This is a genomic window from Enterobacter sp. 18A13, assembly GCF_007035975.1.
In the GTDB taxonomy this organism is placed as follows: Bacteria; Pseudomonadota; Gammaproteobacteria; order Enterobacterales; family Enterobacteriaceae; genus Enterobacter; species Enterobacter vonholyi.
Map to the genome: position 1 here is coordinate 4,181,987 of NZ_AP019634.1, position 22,408 is coordinate 4,204,394.

Consider the following 22,408-nt stretch of genomic DNA (forward strand, 5'->3'; position numbering starts at 1 on the left):
GACATACTCAAAGCTACAGGCGCGATATTCTACGTGAAAACAGCGTAAACGGCAGGTCAAACAGAGTATCTTTGCAAATATTTTTTCACGTTGGTGTCAAGCGGTTGAGAGGCAGCAAAAAAATCCCCCTGACCACCCATCACGCCGCGCGCTGTTAACATCTGCCATTCGCTTCTGGAGCGCACGCCCGTGGCAAACACTTGTGTTCGCGTTCCCTTGCATGCTTCTACCAGACTCTGTACCAGAAGCTGGTTTTCCGTACGCTTCTCGATATTCCTTACCAGCCCCGGATGTAGCTTTAATAACTCCACATCCAGTTCCTTGATCCAGTTGGTACTGACCAGCGTTAAACCAGCCTGCGTCACCGCTACACGCGCACCGAGCGCATTGATCAAACGTACCACCGGACGTAACCGGCTGATGTGTTGACCTACATCGGCCTCAGCAAGTTCAAAAATAATGTGTTTGCGCTGTGATTTTTCGCATTGCATTAATGTATCACGTAGCCAGCGCTGAAAACGTGGGCGTATTAACGACTCAACGGTGACCTGTAACGCCAGGTTTTCTTCAGGCCAGAAGGATAAAAACGGAATCAGCCGGGTAATTTGCTGGCGGTCATACTCTTCGGACAGCCCAAATTGCAGCACCATCGGCAGATATTCCGCCGAAATGACCTCTTCGGTACCGTCAAAAATACGACACATCAGCTCTCGGTGATGAACATTGCCGTTTTTCATGACCGCGGGTTTTTGATAAATACGCGGTCCGCCGCGGCTAAGCATTTGCTCAATCAGCGTTCGCCAGCGCACGTTGCCGCGCCCTTTTTCCGGCAGCGAGTCATCATACACCGCCCATCCGTTCGCCCCCTGCAAGACAGCGTTGCGGGTAGCGGCTTCAGCATGTTCCATTACCTGTTCTGTCGATTGTCCGCCACGCCAGGCGCAGATCCCCATATGGACCATATCGTCCCTGTCGAGCATTTTGCTCTGCGGCAGCGCATCCACCGCCTTCAGCAGCTGGCTGGCGATGCTTTCCGACTCCTTCAGCGTACGGTGCGGCAGTAGCACGGCAAAGTCACTGCGGTGATAGCGGGCCAGTAATGCGCCCGGGTAGCGCATAATAAAGGTGGAGAGCAGGTTGATCAGCGTAAAGAGATTTTCTTCCGCGGCCCGCTGTCCCCAGGTGTCGCGCAGGAGATCGAAATCGGGCAGGCGAATCATCATCACTACCCCATGTGTCCCCACTTTTTCTGAATCGTCGAGCAGCGTGGCCAGCTGATTATCAAAGAAAAGACGATTGTTAAGGCCAGTTTTATTATCCTGCGCTGCATAAGAGCGGATCAGCGTATCCATACGGCTGCGCTGGTCGCTGGCAAACTGGACTTCGGAGAGCAAGGTATCCAGCGCGCTGCTGGCGCGTGAAGGCCATTCATGAACCGAGCCGCGCACCTGCGGGCCGCGTTCACCGTTCAGGATACGTACGGAGCGCATCTCCAGCAGCTCCTGGCCGGAGAGCTGGCGTCGCAGCCAGCGGACCGCGAGAAAGATCAGCAGGACGATAAACGCCACCGCGACGGTGAGCGGCGCGGTGGTCATCATGGATCGGAAATAGCTGGCCATCGGATCGAGATAGACCATGCGTATGGTCATCCCTGGATTTTTGAGGGAATGCACCGTCACTTCCCGATACTGGCTCACCACGCCCGCAGGCCGATAACTCCCCGGCCGTTCATGGCTTAAAATACGATGCTTTCCCTGCTGAATGTCGATCTGAACAATATCAACAGGTACCATCAACTCATCAAGCTCACTGGTGAGCGCTGGTAGCGGCGTCGTTAGCAGACGCGTATCAATCACCGACGCGACAGACTGTACCCGGTTGACCAGTTTGTCCTGAATGGCGTTGTAAAAGCTCAGAGAGCAGCCCAGAAGGGTGACAAAAATGGTAAGCCCCGTCAGCAAGGTGATAAAAGCTGAGAACTTCGTCGTTAATCGCATCCTTGAGATTACTCCGTGGGTTGATGGGGGTAGCGAGTAAGCGCTAACTTGCATTTCAAATGCGGCATACTACCAAATCGGGTGTATCTGGCAATTTATTGCGTTAAATCGGCACCGCGTTTCCCTGAGCGAGTATAGTCTTCAGAAATTATTTTCCAATCATATGAGTTGAGAGGACCCCGTATGCAGGCTTTGATCTTAGAACAGCAGGACGGCAAAACGCTTGCCTCAGTGCAGCCGGTAGAAGAGAGCCGCCTGCCGGAAGGCGAAGTAACCGTCGACATCGACTGGTCCAGTTTAAATTATAAAGATGCGCTGGCTATTACAGGTAAGGGTAAAATCATCCGAAATTTCCCTATGGTGCCTGGTATTGATTTCGCGGGCCGGGTTCATACCAGCGAGGATCCGCGCTTCCATCCGGGCCAGCAGGTGCTGCTCACCGGCTGGGGCGTGGGTGAAAATCACTGGGGTGGGCTGGCCACGCAGGCGCGCGTGAAGGGCGACTGGCTGGTGCCGATGCCGAAAGGCATGGATGGACGCAAGGCGATGATCGTCGGTACGGCAGGCTTTACCGCCATGCTGTGCGTGATGGCGCTGGAAGATGCGGGTATCCGCCCTGAGTCGGGTGACATTGTCGTCACCGGCGCCAGCGGCGGCGTGGGCAGCACGGCTGTCACGCTGCTCCACAAGCTAGGCTATCAGGTCGCTGCGGTTTCCGGCCGTGAAAGCACCCATGACTATCTGCGCCAGCTCGGTGCAAACCGCATTCTCAGCCGTGACGAATTCGCTGAAACCCGTCCGCTGGAAAAACAGGTCTGGGCAGGGGCTGTGGATACCGTAGGTGATAAGGTGCTGGCCAAAATCCTGGCGCAGATGAACTACGGCGGCTGCGTGGCAGCCTGCGGTCTGGCGGGCGGATTTGCCCTGCCAACCACCGTGATGCCGTTTATTCTGCGTAACGTCCGCCTGCAGGGCGTGGATTCCGTGATGACCCCTGCGGCTCGTCGCCATGAAGCCTGGGAACGGCTGGTGCGCGATCTGCCGGAATCTTTCTATACCCAGAGCGCGACGGAGATAAACCTGAGCCAGGCGCCGGAATACGCCTCTAAGATCATGGATAACCAGTTCCACGGTCGCGCGCTGGTGAAAATCGCCTAATCTTCAAATTTTCGTGACATATTCGCGCGAATCACTCTCCTCCGTCATGCTTAGGAAAACGCATGACGGAGGATGCCATGAAAAACCGAAAACTGACGGAAGCCGACGTAACGTCTGAGTCTGTCTTTATGCTACAGCGCCGCCAGATCCTGAAAATGCTTGGCATCAGCGCCACCGCGCTCTCGCTCTCGCCTTCGGCTCACGCCGACCTGCTCGACTGGTTTAAAGGCAACGATCGGCCAAAGGCTCCTTCCGGCGCCCCGCTCACCTTTACGAAACCAGCTGAATGGCAAAACAAACTGACGCTTACGCCGGAAGATAAAGTCACCGGCTACAACAACTTCTACGAATTTGGTCTCGACAAGGCCGATCCTGCCGCCAACGCGGGAAGCCTCAAAACCGATCCGTGGACGCTGAAAATCGACGGTGAAGTGGCGAAACCCCTGACGCTGGACCACCACGATCTCACCACCCGTTTCCCGCTCGAAGAGCGTATCTATCGCATGCGCTGCGTGGAAGCCTGGTCGATGGTAGTGCCCTGGGTCGGCTTCCCGCTGCATAAATTGCTGGCGATGGTTGAGCCCACCAGCAATGCAAAATATGTCGCCTTCCAGACGCGGTATGCGCCGGACGAGATGCCCGGGCAGAAAGATCGGTTTATCGGCGGCGGGCTTGATTATCCGTATGTGGAAGGGTTACGTCTCGATGAAGCTATGCACCCCCTCACCCTGCTGACCGTCGGTGTGTACGGTAAAGCGCTTCCGCCGCAGAACGGTGCCCCCATCCGTTTAACCGTACCGTGGAAATATGGCTTCAAAGGGATTAAATCTATCGTCAGCATCAAGCTTACCCGTGAACGTCCACCAACCACGTGGAATCTGGCGGCCCCGGACGAATACGGTTTCTTCGCCAACGTGAACCCGCAGGTGGATCATCCACGCTGGTCGCAAGCGACCGAGCGGTTTATTGGTTCCGGCGGTGCGCTGGACGTTAAGCGCCAGCCGACGCTACTGTTTAACGGTTATGCGGATGAAGTGGCCTCGCTTTATCGTGGTCTCAACTTACGGGAGAACTTCTGAGTGCGTTTAACGGCAAAACAGATTACCTGGCTAAAAGTGCTTCTGCACCTGGCCGGGGTACTTCCTTTTATATGGCTGTTCTGGGCCGCCAGCCAGGGGCTCTTTAGCGCAGACCCGGCCAAGGATATCCAGCATTTTACCGGTCGGATGGCTCTGAAATTTTTGCTGGCCACCTTGCTCGTCTCGCCGCTGGCGCGCTACGCTAAACAGCCCTTATTGATACGCACCCGTCGGCTGTTAGGACTATGGTGTTTTGCCTGGGCAACGCTGCACCTTACCAGCTATGCCCTGCTGGAACTGGGAATTAACAATCTGGCGCTGCTTGGCCGCGAACTGGTGACACGCCCTTATCTGACCCTGGGCATCGTGAGCTGGGTGATTTTACTGGCGTTAGCGCTGACCTCCACGCAATATGCACAGCGAAAACTGGGCAGGCGCTGGCAGCTGCTGCACAACTTCGTCTATCTTGTCGCGATCCTCGCTCCCATTCATTACCTGTGGTCAGTGAAGATCCTCTCCCCGCAGCCGGTCCTGTACGCACTGGCCGCCGTGGCGCTTTTAGCATGGCGTTATAAGAAGTTCCGCCAGTGGTTGCGATAGTTCGCGAAACTGTGCGTTTTCCCGCAGATTACCGGTCAACCGCAAATCTTTTTCGGATAGCGGTTGATAATCTTCCCTGATAAGACCAGTATTTAGCTGCTAAATGCTACGAAATCGTTATAATGTGCGACCTTGGTTCGCCTGACAGCGGTTTTAAGCCTCTGAAAAGGTGACATTTGCGTTTCGAAGGTATATTTTGTTTTTTACCCGAAAATCGCAGGAGATAGCGGCATAATGACTGATAAGTTCCATATCTTAGTTTTGAACGGACCGAACCTGAACATGCTCGGCACCCGTGAGCCAGAGAAGTACGGCACGCTGACATTGAGTGAAATTGTTAACCGTCTTGGAACGGAAGCAGCGTCGCTGAATGTGGATTTGGATCATTTTCAGTCGAATGCGGAGTACGCACTCATCGACCGTATTCATCAGGCTAAAGACAATGTGGACTATATCCTGATCAATCCGGCCGCGTTTACGCACACCAGTGTTGCTATCCGCGACGCACTTCTCGCGGTGAGTATCCCGTTTATCGAGATCCACCTGAGTAATGTGCACGCCCGAGAGCCGTTCCGCCACCATTCGTATCTGTCGGATATCGCTGCTGGCGTTATCTGTGGACTGGGCGCAGACGGCTATTCATACGCTTTACAGACAGCGGTAAAACGCTTGTCACAATCACACTAAACAAGAGTACGGAACCCACTCATGGATATTCGTAAGATTAAAAAACTGATCGAGCTGGTTGAAGAATCAGGCATCTCCGAACTGGAAATTTCTGAAGGCGAAGAGTCTGTACGCATCAGCCGTGCAGCCCCAGCCGCTAGCTTCCCGGTAATGCAGCAGGCTTATGCTGCGCCAGTGCAGCAGCCTGCGCTCTCCGCAGCCGTTGCACCAGCAGCTGAAGCCGCACCTGCCGCTGCAGCAGAAATCAGTGGTCACATCGTACGTTCCCCAATGGTTGGTACTTTCTACCGCACCCCGAGCCCTGACGCGAAGGCGTTCATCGAAGTGGGTCAGAAAGTCAACGTCGGCGATACCCTGTGCATCGTAGAAGCGATGAAAATGATGAACCAGATCGAAGCAGACAAATCAGGTACTGTGAAAGCGATTCTGGTCGAAAGTGGTCAGCCGGTTGAATTTGACGAGCCGCTGGTCGTCATCGAGTAACGAGGCGTACATGCTGGATAAAATTGTTATCGCCAACCGCGGCGAGATCGCACTGCGTATTCTTCGTGCCTGTAAAGAACTGGGCATCAAGACCGTCGCTGTGCACTCAAGCGCGGATCGCGATTTAAAACACGTATTGCTGGCGGATGAGACGGTCTGTATTGGCCCGGCTCCGTCCGTAAAAAGCTATCTGAACATCCCGGCTATCATCAGCGCCGCTGAAATCACCGGCGCGGTGGCAATTCATCCGGGTTATGGCTTCCTCTCTGAGAACGCCAACTTTGCTGAGCAGGTTGAACGCTCTGGCTTCATTTTCATCGGCCCGAAAGCCGACACCATCCGCCTGATGGGCGACAAAGTGTCTGCAATCACCGCGATGAAAAAAGCCGGTGTTCCAACCGTACCAGGCTCTGACGGCCCTCTGACCGACGACATGGATGCTAACCGTGCTCATGCTAAACGCATTGGCTACCCGGTTATCATCAAGGCGTCCGGCGGCGGCGGCGGTCGCGGTATGCGCGTTGTGCGTAGCGATGCTGAACTGGCGCAGTCCATCTCCATGACCAAAGCAGAAGCGAAAGCCGCTTTCAGCAATGACATGGTATACATGGAAAAATACCTGGAAAACCCACGCCACATCGAAATTCAGGTGCTGGCTGACGGTCAGGGCAACGCAATCTATCTGGCAGAACGTGACTGCTCCATGCAGCGTCGTCACCAGAAAGTGGTCGAAGAAGCACCAGCGCCGGGCATTACCCCGGAACTGCGTCGCTACATCGGCGAGCGTTGCGCTAAAGCGTGTGTCGATATCGGCTATCGTGGAGCGGGTACCTTTGAGTTCCTGTTCGAGAACGGCGAGTTCTATTTCATCGAAATGAACACCCGTATTCAGGTTGAGCATCCGGTTACCGAAATGATCACCGGCGTTGACCTGATCAAAGAGCAGCTGCGTATCGCTGCAGGCCAGCCGCTTTCCATCAAGCAGGAAGAAGTTGTGGTGAAAGGCCATGCGGTAGAATGCCGTATCAACGCCGAAGACCCGAACACCTTCCTGCCAAGCCCGGGCAAAATCACGCGTTTCCACGCGCCGGGTGGCTTTGGCGTGCGCTGGGAGTCTCATATCTACGCCGGTTACACCGTACCGCCGTACTATGACTCAATGATCGGCAAGCTCATCTGCTACGGCGAAAATCGTGACGTGGCGATTGCCCGCATGAAGAATGCCCTGCAGGAGCTGATCATCGACGGTATCAAAACCAACGTTGATCTGCAGATGCGCATCATGAGCGACGAGCACTTCCAGAATGGTGGAACTAACATCCACTATCTGGAGAAAAAACTCGGTCTGAACGAGAAGTAAGAGACCTGTGTTGCTAAAAGGCCGGATTATCCGGCTTTTTTTATTTCTGGGGCCAGGAAAGGCTCATCATGTACAATCCCCGCTTTCTTCATCCACAAGGGACAATAAATGGACAAACGTTTTGTTCAGGCCCATAAAGAAGCGCGCTGGGCGCTGTGGCTGACCCTTCTCTATCTCGCAGCATGGTTGGTAACTGCTTACTTACCTGACTCCGCTATTGGCTTCACCGGCCTACCGCACTGGTTCGAAATGGCGTGCCTGCTGGTACCGCTGGTCTTCATCCTGCTGTGCTGGGCAATGGTGAAATTCATCTATCGCGATATCCCGCTGGAGGACGATGATGCAGCTTGAAGTCATTCTGCCGCTTATCGCTTACTTGTTAGTGGTGTTTGGTTTATCCGTTTACGCCATGCGTAAAAGAACGACGGGCACCTTCCTGAACGAGTATTTTCTTGGTAGCCGCTCGATGGGCGGCGTCGTGCTGGCCATGACGCTGACCGCGACCTACATCAGTGCCAGTTCGTTTATCGGCGGACCCGGAGCAGCCTATAAATATGGGTTAGGCTGGGTGCTTCTGGCGATGATCCAGCTTCCAGCCGTCTGGCTCTCACTGGGCATACTGGGCAAAAAATTTGCCATTCTGGCGCGCCGTTATAATGCCGTGACGCTCAATGATATGCTGTTTGCCCGCTATCAGAGCCGTTTACTGGTGTGGCTGGCCAGCTTAAGCCTGCTGGTGGCCTTTATTGGCGCAATGACGGTGCAGTTTATCGGCGGGGCACGTCTGCTGGAAACGGCGGCCGGGATCCCCTACGAGACAGGCTTGATCATCTTCGGAGTCAGCATTGCGCTGTATACCGCGTTCGGAGGATTCCGCGCCAGCGTGCTGAACGATACTATGCAGGGATTGGTGATGCTTGTTGGCACCATTGTTCTGCTGGTGGGCATTGTGCATGCTGCTGGTGGCCTGAGCCACGCAGTCGAAACGCTGGAAACCATCGACCCGAAACTGGTCTCTCCGCAGGGCGCAGATGACATCCTTTCGCCAACCTTTATGACCTCGTTCTGGGTGTTGGTGTGCTTTGGAGTGATTGGCCTGCCGCATACCGCCGTGCGCTGTATCTCTTACAAAGACAGCAAAGCCGTGCACAGAGGTATCATTATCGGCACTATCGTGGTTGCGATCCTGATGTTTGGTATGCACCTGGCGGGCGCGTTAGGCCGGGCAGTTATTCCTGACCTTACCGTACCCGATCTGGTTATCCCAACCCTGATGGTTAAAGTGCTGCCGCCATTTGCCGCCGGGATCTTCCTCGCCGCCCCGATGGCCGCCATTATGTCGACAATCAACGCTCAGCTGCTGCAAAGTTCCGCTACGATCATTAAAGATCTCTATCTGAACCTGCGTCCTGAGCAGGCAGAGAATGAACGGCGCCTGAAGCGCATGTCGGCCATTATTACTCTGACGTTAGGGGCATTGCTGCTGTTAGCCGCATGGCGCCCGCCTGAGATGATCATCTGGCTGAACCTGCTGGCGTTTGGTGGGCTTGAAGCGGTATTCCTGTGGCCGCTGGTGTTAGGGCTCTACTGGGAGCGTGCAAACGCTGCGGGCGCGCTGAGCGGCATGATTGTCGGCGGTGTGCTGTACGCCGTCCTTGCAACGTTTAAGATTCAGTACCTGGGCTTCCATCCGATTGTGCCTTCGTTACTGCTGAGTTTACTGGCGTTTGTGGTGGGAAACCGTTTCGGTCAGCCCGTCCCACAGCCCGCTGTGATTTCTACTGATAAATAAAGAGTTTTGCCATGCCGTGGATCCAACTAAAACTGAACACAACCGGCGCTAACGCCGAGGAACTGAGCGATGCGCTGATGGAGGCTGGTTCGGTCTCTATCACCTTCCAGGACACGCATGACACGCCGGTCTTTGAGCCGTTGCCGGGCGAAACCCGCCTGTGGGGTGATACCGACGTTATTGGCCTGTTTGATGCCGAAACCGACATGAAAGAGGTTGTCGCGATTCTGGAGAATCATCCTCTGCTGGGTGCGGGTTTTGCCCATAAAATCGAACAGCTGGAAGATAAAGACTGGGAACGCGAGTGGATGGATAACTTCCACCCGATGCAGTTCGGCAAACGCCTGTGGATCTGCCCGAGCTGGCGCGAGGTTCCTGATGAAAACGCGGTTAACGTCATGCTCGATCCGGGTCTGGCGTTTGGTACCGGCACCCATCCAACGACCTCCCTGTGTCTGCAGTGGCTGGATGGTCTCGATCTGGACGGTAAGACGGTAATCGACTTCGGCTGTGGATCCGGGATCCTTGCGATTGCCGCCCTGAAACTGGGCGCGGCAAAAGCTATCGGGATCGATATCGATCCGCAGGCGATTCAGGCCAGCCGTGACAACGCCGAGCGTAATGGCGTTTCCGATCGACTGGAGCTGTATTTGCCGGATGCGCAGCCAGAAGCGATGAAAGCCGACGTGGTGGTCGCAAACATTCTGGCGGGCCCACTGCGCGAGCTGGCCCCGCTAATCAGCGTGCTGCCCGTTGAGGGCGGTCTGCTGGGGCTTTCCGGTATCCTGGCAAGCCAGGCCGACAGCGTATGTGAAGCCTACGCCGATCTCTTTGCCCTCGATCCGGTCGTGGAAAAAGAAGAGTGGTGCCGCATCACCGGCCGTAAAAAATAAGAATCTGGCGTGGTCATCTGACCACGCCTTTCTCCCTTTGATAATCCTCTCTCCCCCGGTCATTCTTCGGTAAAATAACCACACAAATCACGTTGGTTTGTATTACAAAAATTCACCGGAAGAATATGATGAAACACATTACAGGCAAGGCAGCGCTGCTGGCGCTGAGCATGATCTCGGCTTCAGCATTTGCATCACACTGGAACTACGAAGGGGAAGGTTCACCGGAACACTGGGGCGAGCTGGACGAGGCCTACAAGACCTGTCAAAGCGGGATGAACCAGTCTCCGATTAATATTGATTCCACCGCTAACGCCCATCTTTCCCCGCTGCAAACCCACTACGTTGATGGCCCTGTTACACTGACAAACAATGGCCATACCATTCAGGCTGGTGAACAGGCTGACACCCGCGATACCCTTACTCTTGATAAGCAAACCTGGACGTTACAACAGTTCCATTTTCACGCGCCGAGCGAAAATACCGTGCATGGCAAAAGGTACGCGATGGAAATGCATCTGGTTCATAAAAATGCCGGCGGGGAACTGACGGTGGTGGCGGTCATGTTTGATAAAGGGGCCACAAACCCGGAGCTTGAAAAACTGTGGCGCGTTATGCCTCAGCAGGCCGAGCAGAACGTCTCCATCAAACAGGATCTCAACCTGAACAAACTGCTGCCGAAAGATAAAACGTACTGGCGCTTTAGCGGTTCACTGACCACCCCGCCGTGTTCAGAAGGCGTCACCTGGATTGTGCTCAAGCAACCCTTGACGGTTTCTGCAGAACAACTTGCCAGATTCACCGGGACAATGCATCACGATAATAACCGTCCGGTACAGTCTCTGCATGGGCGTGTTGTGGTCGAATAACGCCCATCCAGAGGCTAAAGATCATGTTCTAAAATGCGACGCAGATCGCAAAGAAGACGGGAAATCTGCTGCTAAAAACAGCAGATTATCCCGCTCAGGTAAGCCCTTTATTCAGAAATGATGAGAAGTTACGGGAAATTGTAAGCGCCCATAAAATAGTCATTCTCGCATAACACAATGATTTAAATAGTGAATAATTCTTAACGGAAAGATTGAGCGGCGATTCCTTGATCTACAACAGTGGATTGTTCAAAGTTTGGCCTTTCATCTCATGCAAAAAATGCGTAATATACGCCGCCTTGCAGTCACAGTATGGTCATTTCTTAACTCATGCGCATCGGACACCACCAGCTTAGAAATCGCCTGATCGCAGCCCCAATGGCAGGTATTACAGACCGGCCGTTCAGGACGCTGTGCTATGAGATGGGAGCCGGTTTAACCGTATCCGAGATGATGTCGTCTAACCCGCAGGTTTGGGAAAGCGATAAATCCCGCCTTCGGATGGTGCACGTTGATGAACCAGGTATTCGCACCGTGCAAATTGCCGGAAGCGTGCCTGAAGAGATGGCAGATGCCGCGCGAATTAACGTGGAAAGTGGTGCCCAAATTATTGATATCAATATGGGGTGCCCGGCCAAAAAGGTGAATCGCAAGCTTGCAGGTTCAGCCCTTCTGCAATACCCCGACCAGGTGAAAGCTATCCTGACGGCGGTTGTCAGCGCGGTGGACGTTCCTGTTACGTTGAAGATTCGCACGGGTTGGTCGCCGGAACACCGTAACTGTGTAGAGATTGCCCAACTGGCCGAAGACTGTGGCATTCAGGCCCTGACCATTCATGGACGCACTCGCGCCTGTTTGTTCAACGGCGAAGCTGAATACGACAGCATTCGGGCAGTTAAGCAGAAAGTTTCCATTCCGATTATCGCGAATGGCGACATAACTGACCCGCTTAAAGCCAGGGCTGTACTCGACTATACGGGAGCTGATGCTCTGATGATAGGACGTGCAGCTCAGGGAAGACCCTGGATCTTCCGGGAAATCCAGCATTATCTGGACACTGGGGAGCTGCTTGCCCCGCTGCCTCTGGCAGAGGTTAAGCGCTTGCTTTGTTCGCATGTTCGGGAACTGCATGACCACTACGGTCATGCAAAAGGGTACCGAATTGCGCGTAAACACGTCTCCTGGTATCTCCAGGAGCACGCTCCAGATGACCAGTTTCGGCGCACATTCAACGCCATAGAGGATGCCAGCGTACAGCTGGAGGCGTTGGAGGCATACTTCGAAAATCTTGCGTAATGAAATAAAGAGCTGACAGAACTATGTTCGAACAACGCGTAAATTCTGACGTACTGACCGTTTCTACCGTTAACTCTCAGGACCAGGTAACTCAAAAACCCCTGCGTGACTCGGTTAAACAGGCACTGAAGAACTATTTTGCTCAACTGAATGGTCAGGATGTTAATGACCTGTATGAGCTGGTACTGGCTGAAGTTGAACAGCCACTGTTGGACATGGTGATGCAATACACCCGCGGTAACCAAACCCGCGCTGCGCTGATGATGGGTATCAACCGTGGTACTCTGCGTAAGAAACTGAAAAAATACGGCATGAACTGATACTAATCAGTTGAATGCTTGTTTAAAAAGGCGCTCTTCGGCATGGGGAAGCGCCTTTTTTATTCCCCTGCTTCAGTCCGTCAACGCTTTGTAAACCTTCACTTATCCCGCTTTAAAACCGCAGATTTTGGTGTATATTTCCCCCACCTTACTGGCGCTCTTCTCGCGGAATGACACAATGATTCGTAAATACTGGTGGCTGGTTGTCTTTGCAATCTCCGTTCTCATTTTCGATGCACTCCTGATGCAGTGGATTGAACTGATGAGCACCGAAACCGATAAGTGTCGCAATATGAACTCCGTGAATCCCCTTAAACTCGTGAACTGCTCAGAGCTCGACTAAGCGTCCGATTGCGCAAATCACCTGTTATTACCCACTAAAAACGGGGATTTAAATCCCTTTGAGCCATTACCTGACGGTGATAATGTCTCGCCCTTCTCAACCGCTCTAGCGTAACCCCACACTCGAGTAGAACCGTCCATGCTGGTCAGCCAATACAACCATATCCTTGTCGTCCTCTCCTTTGTTGTTGCCATCCTTGCTGCGTATACCGCATTGAATATGGCTGCACGCGTTGCCGGAAGCGAGGGCGTCGCTGCCCGCGTCTGGCTGGCTGGCGGCGGTATTGCTATGGGTATTGGCGTGTGGGCCATGCATTTTATCGGCATGCTGGCGACGGACCTCTCCATGAGCATGAGCTACAACGCCACCCTGACGGTCTTATCCATGGTCATCGCCGTGGGGTCGTCGCTATTTGCGCTATGGCTCGTTAGCTGCGAGCAATTACGCCTGCGCCGACTGCTGCCCGGAGCGTTGGTGATGGGAAGCGGTATAGTTGCAATGCATTACACCGGTATGGCGGCGCTGGAAGTGATGCCCGGGATTATCTGGGACAAGGTCTGGGTGGCCATTTCGGTCGCGATTGCGCTTGCCGCTTCACTCGCGGCGTTATGGCTGACCTTCCGCCTGCGCCACGAAGCAGCGCAGGTCGTGCTGATGCGCATGGGTGCCGCCATCACGATGGGAATTGCCATTGCCGGTATGCACTATGCCGGGATGAAAGCGGCGCAGTTTCCGATGTCCACAATGGGTCATCATGAGGGTATCAACGGGAGCTGGCTGGCGGTGCTGGTCAGCGTCGTCGCGCTCTCTATTCTTGGGATCACCCTGCTGGTCTCGATGCTGGATGCCCGCCTTCAGGCTCGTACCGCCCTTTTGGCCTCGTCGCTTGCAGAAGCTAACCGGCAACTCGCTCAACTGGCTCTACACGATACCCTCACGCGTCTGCCCAACCGTATCCTGCTGGAAGACAGACTCGATCAGGCCATCAGCAAAGCCGATCGTGAAAGAACCCATTTTGCCCTGATGTTCATGGATCTTGACGGTTTTAAAGCCATCAATGATGCCTACGGCCATGATGTCGGTGACAGGCTGCTGGTCGCCGTTACACAGCGTCTGCTGCTTCTCCTGAAAGGCCAGTTCACCCTTGCACGTATTGGCGGTGATGAGTTTGTTCTGCTGGCAGAGGGAGAAGGTCCGGACGACGCGGCGTCGCTGGCGAATTCGCTGGTACGCGCGATCGATAGTCCATTCAATCTCAGTCCCTATGAACTGGTGGTTACCCTCAGCATTGGTATTGCGCTGTACCCTCACGACGGCAAAACCGAGCGTGAGCTGATGTTTAACGCCGACGCGGCGATGTATCACACGAAGCATATGGGCCGTAACGGTTACCATTTTTTCCAGCCCTCCATGAACACCCTGGCGCAGACCCATCTCCAGTTAATGAACGATTTGTGGATGGCAATCGAGCGCAATGAGCTGCGCCTGCTTTATCAGCCAAAATTCAACGCCCCCGCGGGTCCTGTCCTCGGATTCGAGGCGTTATTACGCTGGCAGCATCCTAAGCAGGGGTTACTGACCCCTGACCTTTTCCTGCCGCTGGCGGAAAAAACGGGGCTGATCATCCCCATAGGCAACTGGGTGATTAATGAAGCCTGTCGCCAGCTGCGGGAATGGCATCTGCAGGGGCATCAAAGCTGGTCAATGGCGGTAAACCTGTCGACACTGCAGTTTGAACAACCTTCGCTGGTTAAAACGGTTCTCGACTGCCTGGCACTTCACCAGGTGCCACCGGAATTGTTGATCCTCGAAGTGACGGAAACCACGGCGATGAGCAACCCGAATGAGAGCGTACGAGTGCTGACAGAGCTGACGGATGCGGGGGTGAAAGCCTCCATTGATGATTTTGGCACCGGATATTCAAGCCTGCTGTACCTCAAACGCTTACCGGCCTGCGAACTAAAAATCGACAGGGCGTTTGTACAAGAGCTTAGCGGGGAGAGTGAGGATGCGACTATTGTCTCAGCGATTGTAGCCCTTGCAAAAACACTTAACCTGAAAGTCGTGGCTGAAGGTGTAGAAACCGAAGCGCAGCAGGCCTTTTTGACCGAGCTAGGCTGTAACACCCTTCAGGGTTATCTGTTAGGTAAACCCGTCAGCGCGGAAACCATCGAAGCACTTTGTGCCCGAGGGGAAATGTTACCTGCCGCTGAGTAGTAAGCATCATCAGGCGACACGCGAATGACAGGAAGTGTCGCCAGAATGCTATCAACCAGGGCGGGGGCCTGCTGATAAAGATTAAAACTGTCGGTATTCATTAGCCAGTTTTTAATTATGCCGCTAAAAAACCCGTGGAATACAATCAAGGTGAGATCAACATTCACCTTTGGCGAAATGATATTCCGCGAAATACAGGTCTCCAGCGTGGCACGGAGCGTATCATCATTAAATCCAATACGTTTTCTGATTTCATGCTCTGAAATCATATCACCGCTAAATTCACACTTATGATACAGGATTTGTAAAAGCGCACATTGCCGGGGTTCATGGGCAATATACTGCAGCGCAGTAATAAATTGCTCACGAAGTTTTAACAAGGGATCGTCACTATCGGAAAGGGAAAGCCTGTCGCGGATAATGTCGCGAAGGGGTAATTGCTGTTCCCAGATGGCATTAAATATTTCAGATTTACTGGTGAAGTGCCAGTAGATAGCGCCGCGCGTCACCTTAGCAGCATCAGCGATATCCGTCAGCGTCGTGCTGGCTACGCCACGCGTCGCAAACTGTCCGATAGCCGCCTCAATCAGTTTCTGCCGGGTTTGTTGAGCTTCGTCTTTCTTTTTACGCGCCATAGGCAACTACTCGTGACTCAGAAGGTTTAAAGGTAATATTGCGTTCATGCAAATGTAAGTATTCACTAAAATCCGTTTTAATTTTGCACAAAAAAAGTCACCTCTATTAATTTATAATTAATACAAATACATTAAATCAATTAAATTGGCGGCATGAATAACAAGAAGCATTAAACTCACTTACCTGATTAATATACATGAAGTATACCCCTGAATGGACATGGTCTGATTCTGATTTTTTCTGCAAGCATGGTCATTCGCACTTATAAATTAAAAAAGATTAAATACCCTCATTATTATACGCAGCTACATTTTATTTTTTTATCCCTCTGCCCCGCTACCGATTCGCGGCATATATCGGTTTATGGGTATTTAAAGGAACAGTAATGACGAATCATTTCAGACGCTTGCCCTTATCCGGTTTCATTGTCTGCGCGGTACTGCTCACTGGATGCGATGGTCAGGAAAATCAACAACACCTGCAGGCACCTCAGGTCAGCGTGCATATTGTGCAAAGCGCGCCTCTGGCTGTCACCACTGAACTCCCGGGAAGAACAGATGCGTTCCGCGTTGCAGAGGTTCGTCCGCAGGTTAGCGGTATCATCCTGCGCCGCAACTTCACGGAAGGTAGCGATGTAAAAGCCGGGGATTCGCTTTATCAGATTGATCCTGCAACCTATCAGGCGGCATACGATAACGCGAAAGGCGAGCTGGCGAAGGCCCAGGCGGCGGCCAATATTGCGCACCTGACGGTGAAACGTTATCTCCCGCTGGTCGGCACACAGTATGTCAGCAAGCAAGAGTATGACCAGGCCGTCGCCACGGCCCAGCAGGCAGATGCCAGCGTCGTCGCCGCCAAAGCGGGCGTTGAAAGTGCACGAATCAATCTTGCTTATACCAAGGTGACGTCTCCCGTCGATGGTCGCATCGGCAAATCCAGCGTGACGGAAGGGGCGCTGGTGACGAACGGACAAACCGCTGCACTGGCAACGGTCCAGCAGCTCGATCCTATTTATGTCGATGTCACCCAGTCCAGCAATGATTTTATGCGCCTTAAACAAACGAGCCTGCAAAAAGGCGGTAACGCCAGCAGCGTTGAGCTACTGATGGAGAACGGACAGCCCTATCCGCTGAAAGGCACATTGCAGTTCTCTGACGTCACGGTGGACGAAAGTACCGGCTCGATTACCCTGCGCGCCATTTTCCCGAATCCTCAACATCTGCTGTTACCCGGCATGTTCGTTCGCGCCCGCATTGATGAAGGTACGCAGCCGGATGCGATTCTGGTTCCCCAGCAAGGCGTGACCCGCACGCCGCGAGGCGAAGCCACCGTGATGGTGGTGAACGATAAAAACCAGGTTGAGTCGCGTACCGTCGTTGCGCCTCAGGCGATTGGGGACCGCTGGCTGGTAACCGAAGGGCTGAAAAACGGTGACCGCGTGATCGTCAGCGGGCTACAGAAAATCAGACCGGGGGTAACCGTCGTCGCCACGCCGGATACCACAACGACTCCAGCCGGTTAAGGGACGACGACATGGCTAATTTCTTTATTCAGAGACCGGTTTTCGCCTGGGTACTTGCTATCATTTTGATGATTGCTGGCGGGCTGGCCATTCTCAAACTCCCCGTCGCACAGTACCCAACCATTGCACCTCCCGCCGTGGCGATATCCGCGACCTACCCTGGAGCTGACGCTCAAACGGTACAGGATACCGTGACTCAGGTTATCGAACAGAACATGAACGGTATCGATAACCTGATGTATATGTCATCCACCAGCGATTCAGCGGGCAACGTCACCATCACTCTGACCTTCGAGTCAGGAACCGATCCGGATATCGCTCAGGTACAAGTGCAAAACAAGCTGCAGCTCGCCATGCCGCTGCTGCCGCAAGAGGTGCAGCAGCAAGGGATCGGCGTGGAGAAATCCAGCAGCAGCTTCCTGCTGGTCGCCGGTTTTGTTTCTGACAACAAAAATCTCACGCAGAACGACATCTCTGATTACGTCGCCTCAAACGTCAAAGATGCCATCAGCCGAACGTCTGGCGTTGGCGACGTGCAGCTGTTTGGTGCTCAGTATGCGATGCGCATCTGGCTCGACAGCAACGCGATGAACAAATACCAGCTGACGCCGCTGGATATTATCAGCCAGCTGAAAACGCAGAACGACCAGATAGCGGCAGGCCAGCTGGGCGGAACGCCGTCCATTCCCGGTCAGCAGCTGAATGCCTCGATCATCGCGCAAACTCGCCTGAAATCACCGGGGGAATTTGGCCGCGTGACGCTCAAGGTGAATCAGGACGGCTCGATGGTTCATCTTAAGGATGTGGCTCGCATTGAGCTCGGTGGCGAAAACTACAACATGGTCACTAAAATCAACGGGCAGGCGGCAACCGGTCTCGGGATCAAGCTGGCAACCGGAGCAAATGCGCTGGACACTGCGGCTGCCATTAAGAGCAAGCTGACGCAACTGCAGCAGTTCTTCCCACAGGGTCTGAAAGTTGTCTATCCCTATGACACCACGCCTTTTGTAAAAATCTCTATCCACGAAGTGGTGAAGACCCTGTTTGAAGCAATCATTCTCGTCTTCCTGGTCATGTACCTCTTCCTGCAAAACCTGCGGGCAACGCTCATCCCGACTATCGCGGTGCCGGTCGTTCTGCTGGGTACCTTCGCGGTTCTGGCGGCATTTGGTTTCTCCATCAATACCCTGACGATGTTCGGCATGGTGCTGGCGATAGGTCTGCTGGTCGATGACGCTATTGTGGTCGTTGAGAACGTTGAACGCGTCATGGTCGAGGATAACCTGCCGCCCAAAGAGGCCACGCAGAAGTCGATGGAGCAGATCCAGGGTGCGCTGGTGGGGATCGCCATGGTGCTCTCGGCGGTCTTTATTCCAATGGCCTTTTTTGGCGGCTCGACTGGAGCAATATATCGCCAGTTCTCACTGACTATCGTGTCCGCTATGGCGCTGTCGGTACTGGTTGCGCTAATCCTGACGCCCGCACTCTGCGCAACGTTGCTTAAGCCCGTATCCGACGACCATCGTCAGAAAAAAGGTGGCTTTTTCAGCTGGTTTAATGCGCTCTTTGATAAAAGCGTGGAGCACTACAGCAACAGCGTGAGCGGTATTTTGCGCAAGACAGGGCGCTATCTGGTGGTGTACGTCATCATCGTCGGTGGGATGGCGGTGCTCTTCCTGCGCTTACCTACCTCCTTTCTGCCCGAAGAGGATCAGGGGGTGTTCATGACGATGGTTCAACTCCCGGCAGGTGCAACTCAGACGCGTACTCAACAGGTGCTCGACCAGGTACAGGACTATTACCTGAACAAAGAGAAGGCGAACGTCCAATCCGTCTTTACCGTAAATGGCTTTAGCTTTAGCGGCCAGGGTCAGAACGCCGGCATTGCCTTCGTCAGCCTGAAGCCCTGGGAGAAACGCCCGGGACAGAAAAACGGCGTTGAGGCGATTGTCGGTCGCGCGACTAAAGCCTTCAGTCAGATTAAAGATGGCCTCGTGTTCCCGTTTAACCTGCCTGCAATTATCGAACTGGGTACCGCTACGGGCTTCGATTTTGAATTGATCGATCAGGCTAACCTGGGGCATACCCAGCTGACTCAGGCGCGTAACCAACTGCTTAGCATGGTGAAAGAGCACTCTGATCTGCTGGTTAGCGTGCGTCCTAACGGTCTTGAAGATACGCCCCAGTTCAAGCTGGATGTCGACCAGGAGAAAGCACAGGCGCTGGGCGTCAGTCTTTCTGACGTCAACCAGACGATTTCAACGGCCTTAGGTGGCACCTATGTGAACGACTTTATCGATCATGGGCGCGTGAAAAAAGTCTACGTACAGGCCGACGCAAAATTCCGTATGTTGCCAGGAGATATTAACAACCTTTACGTGCGCAGCGCGAATGGAGAAATGGTCCCTTTCTCAGCCTTTAGCAACGCTCGCTGGGTCTATGGTTCACCCCGACTGGAGCGCTATAACGGGATGCCCTCTATGGAGATCCTCGGTGAGTCAGCCCCGGGTAAAAGTACCGGTGAGGCTATGGCTATGATGGAAAGCCTCGCGGCAAAACTGCCTTCCGGTATCGGATATGACTGGACGGGGATGTCTTATCAGGAGCGGCTTTCGGGTAACCAGGCACCTGCCCTGTACGCCATTTCACTGATCGTGGTGTTCCTGTGTCTGGCAGCGCTGTATGAAAGCTGGTCCATTCCGTTCTCCGTTATGCTGGTTGTGCCGCTGGGGGTCATTGGGGCGCTTCTCGCAGCGTCGCTGCGTGGATTAAACAATGACGTCTATTTCCAGGTCGGTCTGCTGACGACGATTGGTTTATCGGCGAAAAACGCCATTTTGATCGTCGAATTTGCTAAGGACCTGATGGAGAAAGAAGGTAAAGGCATCATTGAAGCCACACTGGAGGCGTCAAGGATGCGCCTTCGACCGATCCTGATGACTTCCCTGGCTTTTATCCTTGGCGTCATGCCGCTGGTGATCAGCTCAGGGGCCGGGAGCGGCGCGCAAAACGCCGTCGGTACGGGCGTGATGGGGGGAATGCTTTCCGCAACGCTTCTGGCGATTTTCTTCGTGCCCGTCTTCTTTGTGGTTGTCCGTCGACGCTTTACCCGTCATAAAGATTAACATGTCCCTAAAAAGGCACCTCGGGTGCCTTTTTTATTTTTAAGATAAACAATGAATTAGGCATTAAGCAAAAGTCATGTTAAAAATACGATGATTTGCATTAAGTAAAAACACTCTATTATCCCTTCATAATGTCTCCATTAATTCGTCCTGAAACCGACTTTTCTCCACGATTTTTACAAACTACATAATTTGAGATTATTCCTCGTGTAACGTGGACTTACCCCGGTGGTAAAATAACCTCCAGTTCGTTAATTGCCCTCCTGGCTTTATAGCGGACGAGAAATAATACTGAGGTAACATCATGAAAAGATTCATTTCCGTTGCACTCCTCGCTGCGCTGCTTGCTGGTTGCGCGCACGACTCTCCATGTGTACCGGTTTACGACGACCAGGGCCGACTGGTTCATACCAATACCTGTATGAAAGGCACCACCCAGGATAACTGGGAAACTGCGGGTGCTATCGCCGGCGGTGCTGCCGCAGTGGCGGGTTTGACGCTGGGTATTGTTGCCCTGACGAAGTAACTGCTGTTAAGAAAGCGCGGCTCTGACCGCGCTTTTGCTTTTAATCAGTGCACTATTTTCAAATAAGTAAAAAAATAGCCCCGTATTTATTCGCGCTGTTCATTTCATCCTGAAACCAGTCACATCTTTTTCGTATACTCATTTAAATTACCGGTTCTATTGTGATGATTTTCACACATTAATATTATTGACTACCCTGCCAATATTCACGCTGGAAACTATCTTGTCTTTTTCCTGACGCGACTCAAAACTTTTGCTCCAATTTGTGGCACAGGTTGTAATTTCGCACCGTTTCAGGGCGCTCGTTTTATTTAAGCCTGTCTACACTCAGCATTAAGCGTTCACTCATCTCTTATTTTGTCGAACGCAAAACTGGCATTACGTTTGCTTTATAAACGTTGGCCAACGCCACAGACAGGTAAAGCGTTTAAAAACGCCTCTATAACGATAAATTTCGCCACACAGGATGCATTATGAAAAAGACGATGATAGCCAGCCTGGCCGCTGCAGGCATGATGTTTGCCTTAGCCGGTCAAGCCCATGCGGGAACGACACTGGATGCCGTTAAAAAGAAAGGTTTTGTTCAATGCGGTATCAGTGACGGTTTGCCTGGCTTCTCTTATGCCGATGCGAACGGCAAATTTACCGGTATCGATGTGGACGTCTGCCGTGGCGTTGCTGCCGCCGTTTTTGGTGATGACAGCAAAGTAAAATATACCCCGCTGACGGCGAAAGAACGCTTTACGGCGCTGCAGTCCGGTGAGGTTGACATGCTCTCCCGTAATACCACCTGGACTTCCTCCCGCGACGCAGGGATGGGGATGTCATTCACGGGCGTGACCTATTATGACGGTATCGGCTTCCTGACCCACAATAAAGCGGGCCTGAAAAGCGCCAAAGAGCTGGATGGCGCTACCGTTTGTATTCAGGCGGGCACCGATACCGAGCTGAACGTCGCCGATTATTTCAAAGCAAATAACATGAAATACACGCCAGTGACATTCGACCGCTCGGATGAATCGGCTAAAGCGCTGGAATCGGGCCGTTGCGACACGCTGGCCTCTGACCAGTCACAGCTGTATGCCTTACGCATTAAGCTGAGCAACCCGGCAGAGTGGATTGTTCTGCCTGAAGTGATCTCCAAAGAACCTCTCGGACCGGTGGTACGTCGTGGCGATGAAGACTGGTTCTCCATTGTTCGCTGGACGCTGTTTGCCATGCTGAACGCAGAAGAGATGGGCATCAACTCGAAAAACGTGGATGAGAAAGCGGCTAAACCATCCAACCCGGATATGGCACACCTGCTGGGTACAGAAGGTGATTTCGGCAAGGATCTGAAGCTGGATAACAAGTGGGCCTACAACATCATCAAACAGGTGGGCAACTACTCTGAGATCTTTGAACGCAACGTGGGATCGGAAAGCCCGCTGAAGATCAAACGCGGCCAGAACAATCTCTGGAACAACGGCGGTATTCAGTACGCACCACCAGTACGTTAAGTCATA

At 53.2% G+C, this 22,408-nt stretch carries 20 protein-coding genes; 18 read left to right on the forward strand and 2 right to left on the reverse strand.

Annotation, left to right across the window (positions count from 1 at the left end; all coding sequences use genetic code 11):
- Positions 1-56: 56 nt before the first annotated feature.
- A complete protein-coding gene (csrD, locus tag FOY93_RS20175) occupies positions 57-1,997 on the reverse strand; it encodes an RNase E specificity factor CsrD (RefSeq protein WP_143345593.1) in 1,941 nt (646 codons plus the stop codon).
- A gap of 183 nt (positions 1,998-2,180) precedes the next feature.
- Between csrD and acuI the strand changes: the two genes are divergently transcribed.
- The 14 genes from acuI to FOY93_RS20250 all read left to right on the forward strand — a co-directional run bounded on the left by acuI (position 2,181) and on the right by FOY93_RS20250 (position 15,094).
- Complete coding sequence (acuI, locus tag FOY93_RS20180) at positions 2,181-3,155, forward strand: acrylyl-CoA reductase (NADPH) (protein ID WP_115876371.1); 975 nt, start codon at positions 2,181-2,183, stop codon at positions 3,153-3,155.
- 77 nt (positions 3,156-3,232) lie between these two features.
- Positions 3,233-4,234 carry a protein-methionine-sulfoxide reductase catalytic subunit MsrP gene (msrP, locus tag FOY93_RS20185; RefSeq protein WP_143345594.1) on the forward strand — a complete coding sequence of 334 codons (1,002 nt, stop codon included), beginning with the start codon at positions 3,233-3,235 and terminating at the stop codon, positions 4,232-4,234.
- A complete protein-coding gene (msrQ, locus tag FOY93_RS20190) occupies positions 4,235-4,834 on the forward strand; it encodes a protein-methionine-sulfoxide reductase heme-binding subunit MsrQ (protein ID WP_115876373.1) in 600 nt (199 codons plus the stop codon). It begins immediately after the preceding gene.
- A 234-nt stretch (positions 4,835-5,068) separates the two neighbouring features.
- A complete protein-coding gene (gene aroQ, locus FOY93_RS20200; RefSeq protein ID WP_023309405.1) occupies positions 5,069-5,521 on the forward strand; it encodes a type II 3-dehydroquinate dehydratase in 453 nt (150 codons plus the stop codon).
- A gap of 21 nt (positions 5,522-5,542) precedes the next feature.
- Complete coding sequence (gene accB / locus FOY93_RS20205; RefSeq protein ID WP_010436174.1) at positions 5,543-6,004, forward strand: acetyl-CoA carboxylase biotin carboxyl carrier protein; 462 nt, start codon at positions 5,543-5,545, stop codon at positions 6,002-6,004.
- Positions 6,005-6,014: 10 nt separating this feature from the next.
- Positions 6,015-7,364, forward strand: coding sequence for an acetyl-CoA carboxylase biotin carboxylase subunit (gene accC, locus FOY93_RS20210; RefSeq protein WP_003860388.1), 1,350 nt, complete (start codon positions 6,015-6,017; stop codon positions 7,362-7,364).
- A gap of 108 nt (positions 7,365-7,472) precedes the next feature.
- Entirely contained in the window at positions 7,473-7,715 is a 243-nt protein-coding gene (locus tag FOY93_RS20215; RefSeq protein WP_111964999.1) for a YhdT family protein, read from the forward strand.
- Positions 7,705-9,156 (forward strand): sodium/pantothenate symporter, encoded by a 1,452-nt coding sequence (panF, locus tag FOY93_RS20220; RefSeq protein ID WP_133295473.1) that lies wholly within the window; start codon positions 7,705-7,707, stop codon positions 9,154-9,156. Before FOY93_RS20215 ends, panF begins: the two co-directional genes overlap by 11 nt.
- Positions 9,157-9,167: 11 nt before the next feature.
- A complete protein-coding gene (gene prmA / locus FOY93_RS20225) occupies positions 9,168-10,049 on the forward strand; it encodes a 50S ribosomal protein L11 methyltransferase (protein ID WP_008502859.1) in 882 nt (293 codons plus the stop codon).
- Positions 10,050-10,177: 128 nt separating this feature from the next.
- Entirely contained in the window at positions 10,178-10,918 is a 741-nt protein-coding gene (locus FOY93_RS20230) for a carbonic anhydrase (RefSeq protein ID WP_136195210.1), read from the forward strand.
- A gap of 330 nt (positions 10,919-11,248) precedes the next feature.
- Entirely contained in the window at positions 11,249-12,214 is a 966-nt protein-coding gene (gene dusB, locus FOY93_RS20235; RefSeq protein WP_136195022.1) for a tRNA dihydrouridine synthase DusB, read from the forward strand.
- Positions 12,215-12,237: 23 nt separating this feature from the next.
- A complete protein-coding gene (gene fis / locus FOY93_RS20240) occupies positions 12,238-12,534 on the forward strand; it encodes a DNA-binding transcriptional regulator Fis (protein ID WP_000462905.1) in 297 nt (98 codons plus the stop codon).
- Between the two features lie 178 nt (positions 12,535-12,712).
- A complete protein-coding gene (locus FOY93_RS20245; RefSeq protein WP_008502862.1) occupies positions 12,713-12,877 on the forward strand; it encodes a DUF2556 family protein in 165 nt (54 codons plus the stop codon).
- Between the two features lie 138 nt (positions 12,878-13,015).
- The gene (locus tag FOY93_RS20250; RefSeq protein WP_143345596.1) at positions 13,016-15,094 is read left to right on the forward strand and encodes a putative bifunctional diguanylate cyclase/phosphodiesterase; all 2,079 of its coding nucleotides are present in this window, start codon (positions 13,016-13,018) and stop codon (positions 15,092-15,094) included.
- Here the strand turns inward: FOY93_RS20250 and envR are convergent.
- Positions 15,013-15,729 carry an acrEF/envCD operon transcriptional regulator gene (gene envR / locus FOY93_RS20255; protein ID WP_136195021.1) on the reverse strand — a complete coding sequence of 239 codons (717 nt, stop codon included), beginning with the start codon at positions 15,727-15,729 and terminating at the stop codon, positions 15,013-15,015. The genes FOY93_RS20250 and envR overlap by 82 nt on opposite strands.
- 386 nt (positions 15,730-16,115) lie before the next feature.
- Here envR and FOY93_RS20260 point away from each other — a divergent pair, with 386 nt between their 5' ends.
- The 4 genes from FOY93_RS20260 (at position 16,116) to FOY93_RS20275 (ending at position 22,402) form a co-directional block, all read left to right on the forward strand.
- A complete protein-coding gene (locus tag FOY93_RS20260; protein WP_136195020.1) occupies positions 16,116-17,252 on the forward strand; it encodes an efflux RND transporter periplasmic adaptor subunit in 1,137 nt (378 codons plus the stop codon).
- An 11-nt stretch (positions 17,253-17,263) separates the two neighbouring features.
- The gene (locus FOY93_RS20265; RefSeq protein WP_143345597.1) at positions 17,264-20,377 is read left to right on the forward strand and encodes an efflux RND transporter permease subunit; all 3,114 of its coding nucleotides are present in this window, start codon (positions 17,264-17,266) and stop codon (positions 20,375-20,377) included.
- 304 nt (positions 20,378-20,681) lie between these two features.
- On the forward strand, positions 20,682-20,903 hold the full coding sequence (locus FOY93_RS20270) for a lipoprotein (protein ID WP_008502867.1): 222 nt from the start codon (positions 20,682-20,684) through the stop codon (positions 20,901-20,903).
- 473 nt (positions 20,904-21,376) lie between these two features.
- Positions 21,377-22,402 (forward strand): amino acid ABC transporter substrate-binding protein, encoded by a 1,026-nt coding sequence (locus FOY93_RS20275; protein WP_143345598.1) that lies wholly within the window; start codon positions 21,377-21,379, stop codon positions 22,400-22,402.
- The last annotated feature ends 6 nt before the right edge of the window (positions 22,403-22,408 follow it).

Bases quoted from the DNA above. Each gene is read 5' to 3' on its own strand.
- FOY93_RS20265 (WP_143345597.1), top strand. From the start codon at position 17,264: ATGGCTAATTTCTTTATTCAGAGACCGGTTTTCGCCTGGGTACTTGCT.
- msrP (WP_143345594.1), top strand. From the start codon at position 3,233: ATGAAAAACCGAAAACTGACGGAAGCCGACGTAACGTCTGAGTCTGTC.
- FOY93_RS20260 (WP_136195020.1), top strand. From the start codon at position 16,116: ATGACGAATCATTTCAGACGCTTGCCCTTATCCGGTTTCATTGTCTGC.
- FOY93_RS20245 (WP_008502862.1), top strand. From the start codon at position 12,713: ATGATTCGTAAATACTGGTGGCTGGTTGTCTTTGCAATCTCCGTTCTC.
- FOY93_RS20230 (WP_136195210.1), top strand. From the start codon at position 10,178: ATGAAACACATTACAGGCAAGGCAGCGCTGCTGGCGCTGAGCATGATC.
- FOY93_RS20275 (WP_143345598.1), top strand. From the start codon at position 21,377: ATGAAAAAGACGATGATAGCCAGCCTGGCCGCTGCAGGCATGATGTTT.
- acuI (WP_115876371.1), top strand. From the start codon at position 2,181: ATGCAGGCTTTGATCTTAGAACAGCAGGACGGCAAAACGCTTGCCTCA.
- FOY93_RS20250 (WP_143345596.1), top strand. From the start codon at position 13,016: ATGCTGGTCAGCCAATACAACCATATCCTTGTCGTCCTCTCCTTTGTT.
- envR (WP_136195021.1), bottom strand. From the start codon at position 15,729: ATGGCGCGTAAAAAGAAAGACGAAGCTCAACAAACCCGGCAGAAACTG.
- FOY93_RS20215 (WP_111964999.1), top strand. From the start codon at position 7,473: ATGGACAAACGTTTTGTTCAGGCCCATAAAGAAGCGCGCTGGGCGCTG.
- accC (WP_003860388.1), top strand. From the start codon at position 6,015: ATGCTGGATAAAATTGTTATCGCCAACCGCGGCGAGATCGCACTGCGT.
- accB (WP_010436174.1), top strand. From the start codon at position 5,543: ATGGATATTCGTAAGATTAAAAAACTGATCGAGCTGGTTGAAGAATCA.
- fis (WP_000462905.1), top strand. From the start codon at position 12,238: ATGTTCGAACAACGCGTAAATTCTGACGTACTGACCGTTTCTACCGTT.
- FOY93_RS20270 (WP_008502867.1), top strand. From the start codon at position 20,682: ATGAAAAGATTCATTTCCGTTGCACTCCTCGCTGCGCTGCTTGCTGGT.
- aroQ (WP_023309405.1), top strand. From the start codon at position 5,069: ATGACTGATAAGTTCCATATCTTAGTTTTGAACGGACCGAACCTGAAC.
- panF (WP_133295473.1), top strand. From the start codon at position 7,705: ATGCAGCTTGAAGTCATTCTGCCGCTTATCGCTTACTTGTTAGTGGTG.
- csrD (WP_143345593.1), bottom strand. From the start codon at position 1,997: ATGCGATTAACGACGAAGTTCTCAGCTTTTATCACCTTGCTGACGGGG.
- dusB (WP_136195022.1), top strand. From the start codon at position 11,249: ATGCGCATCGGACACCACCAGCTTAGAAATCGCCTGATCGCAGCCCCA.
- prmA (WP_008502859.1), top strand. From the start codon at position 9,168: ATGCCGTGGATCCAACTAAAACTGAACACAACCGGCGCTAACGCCGAG.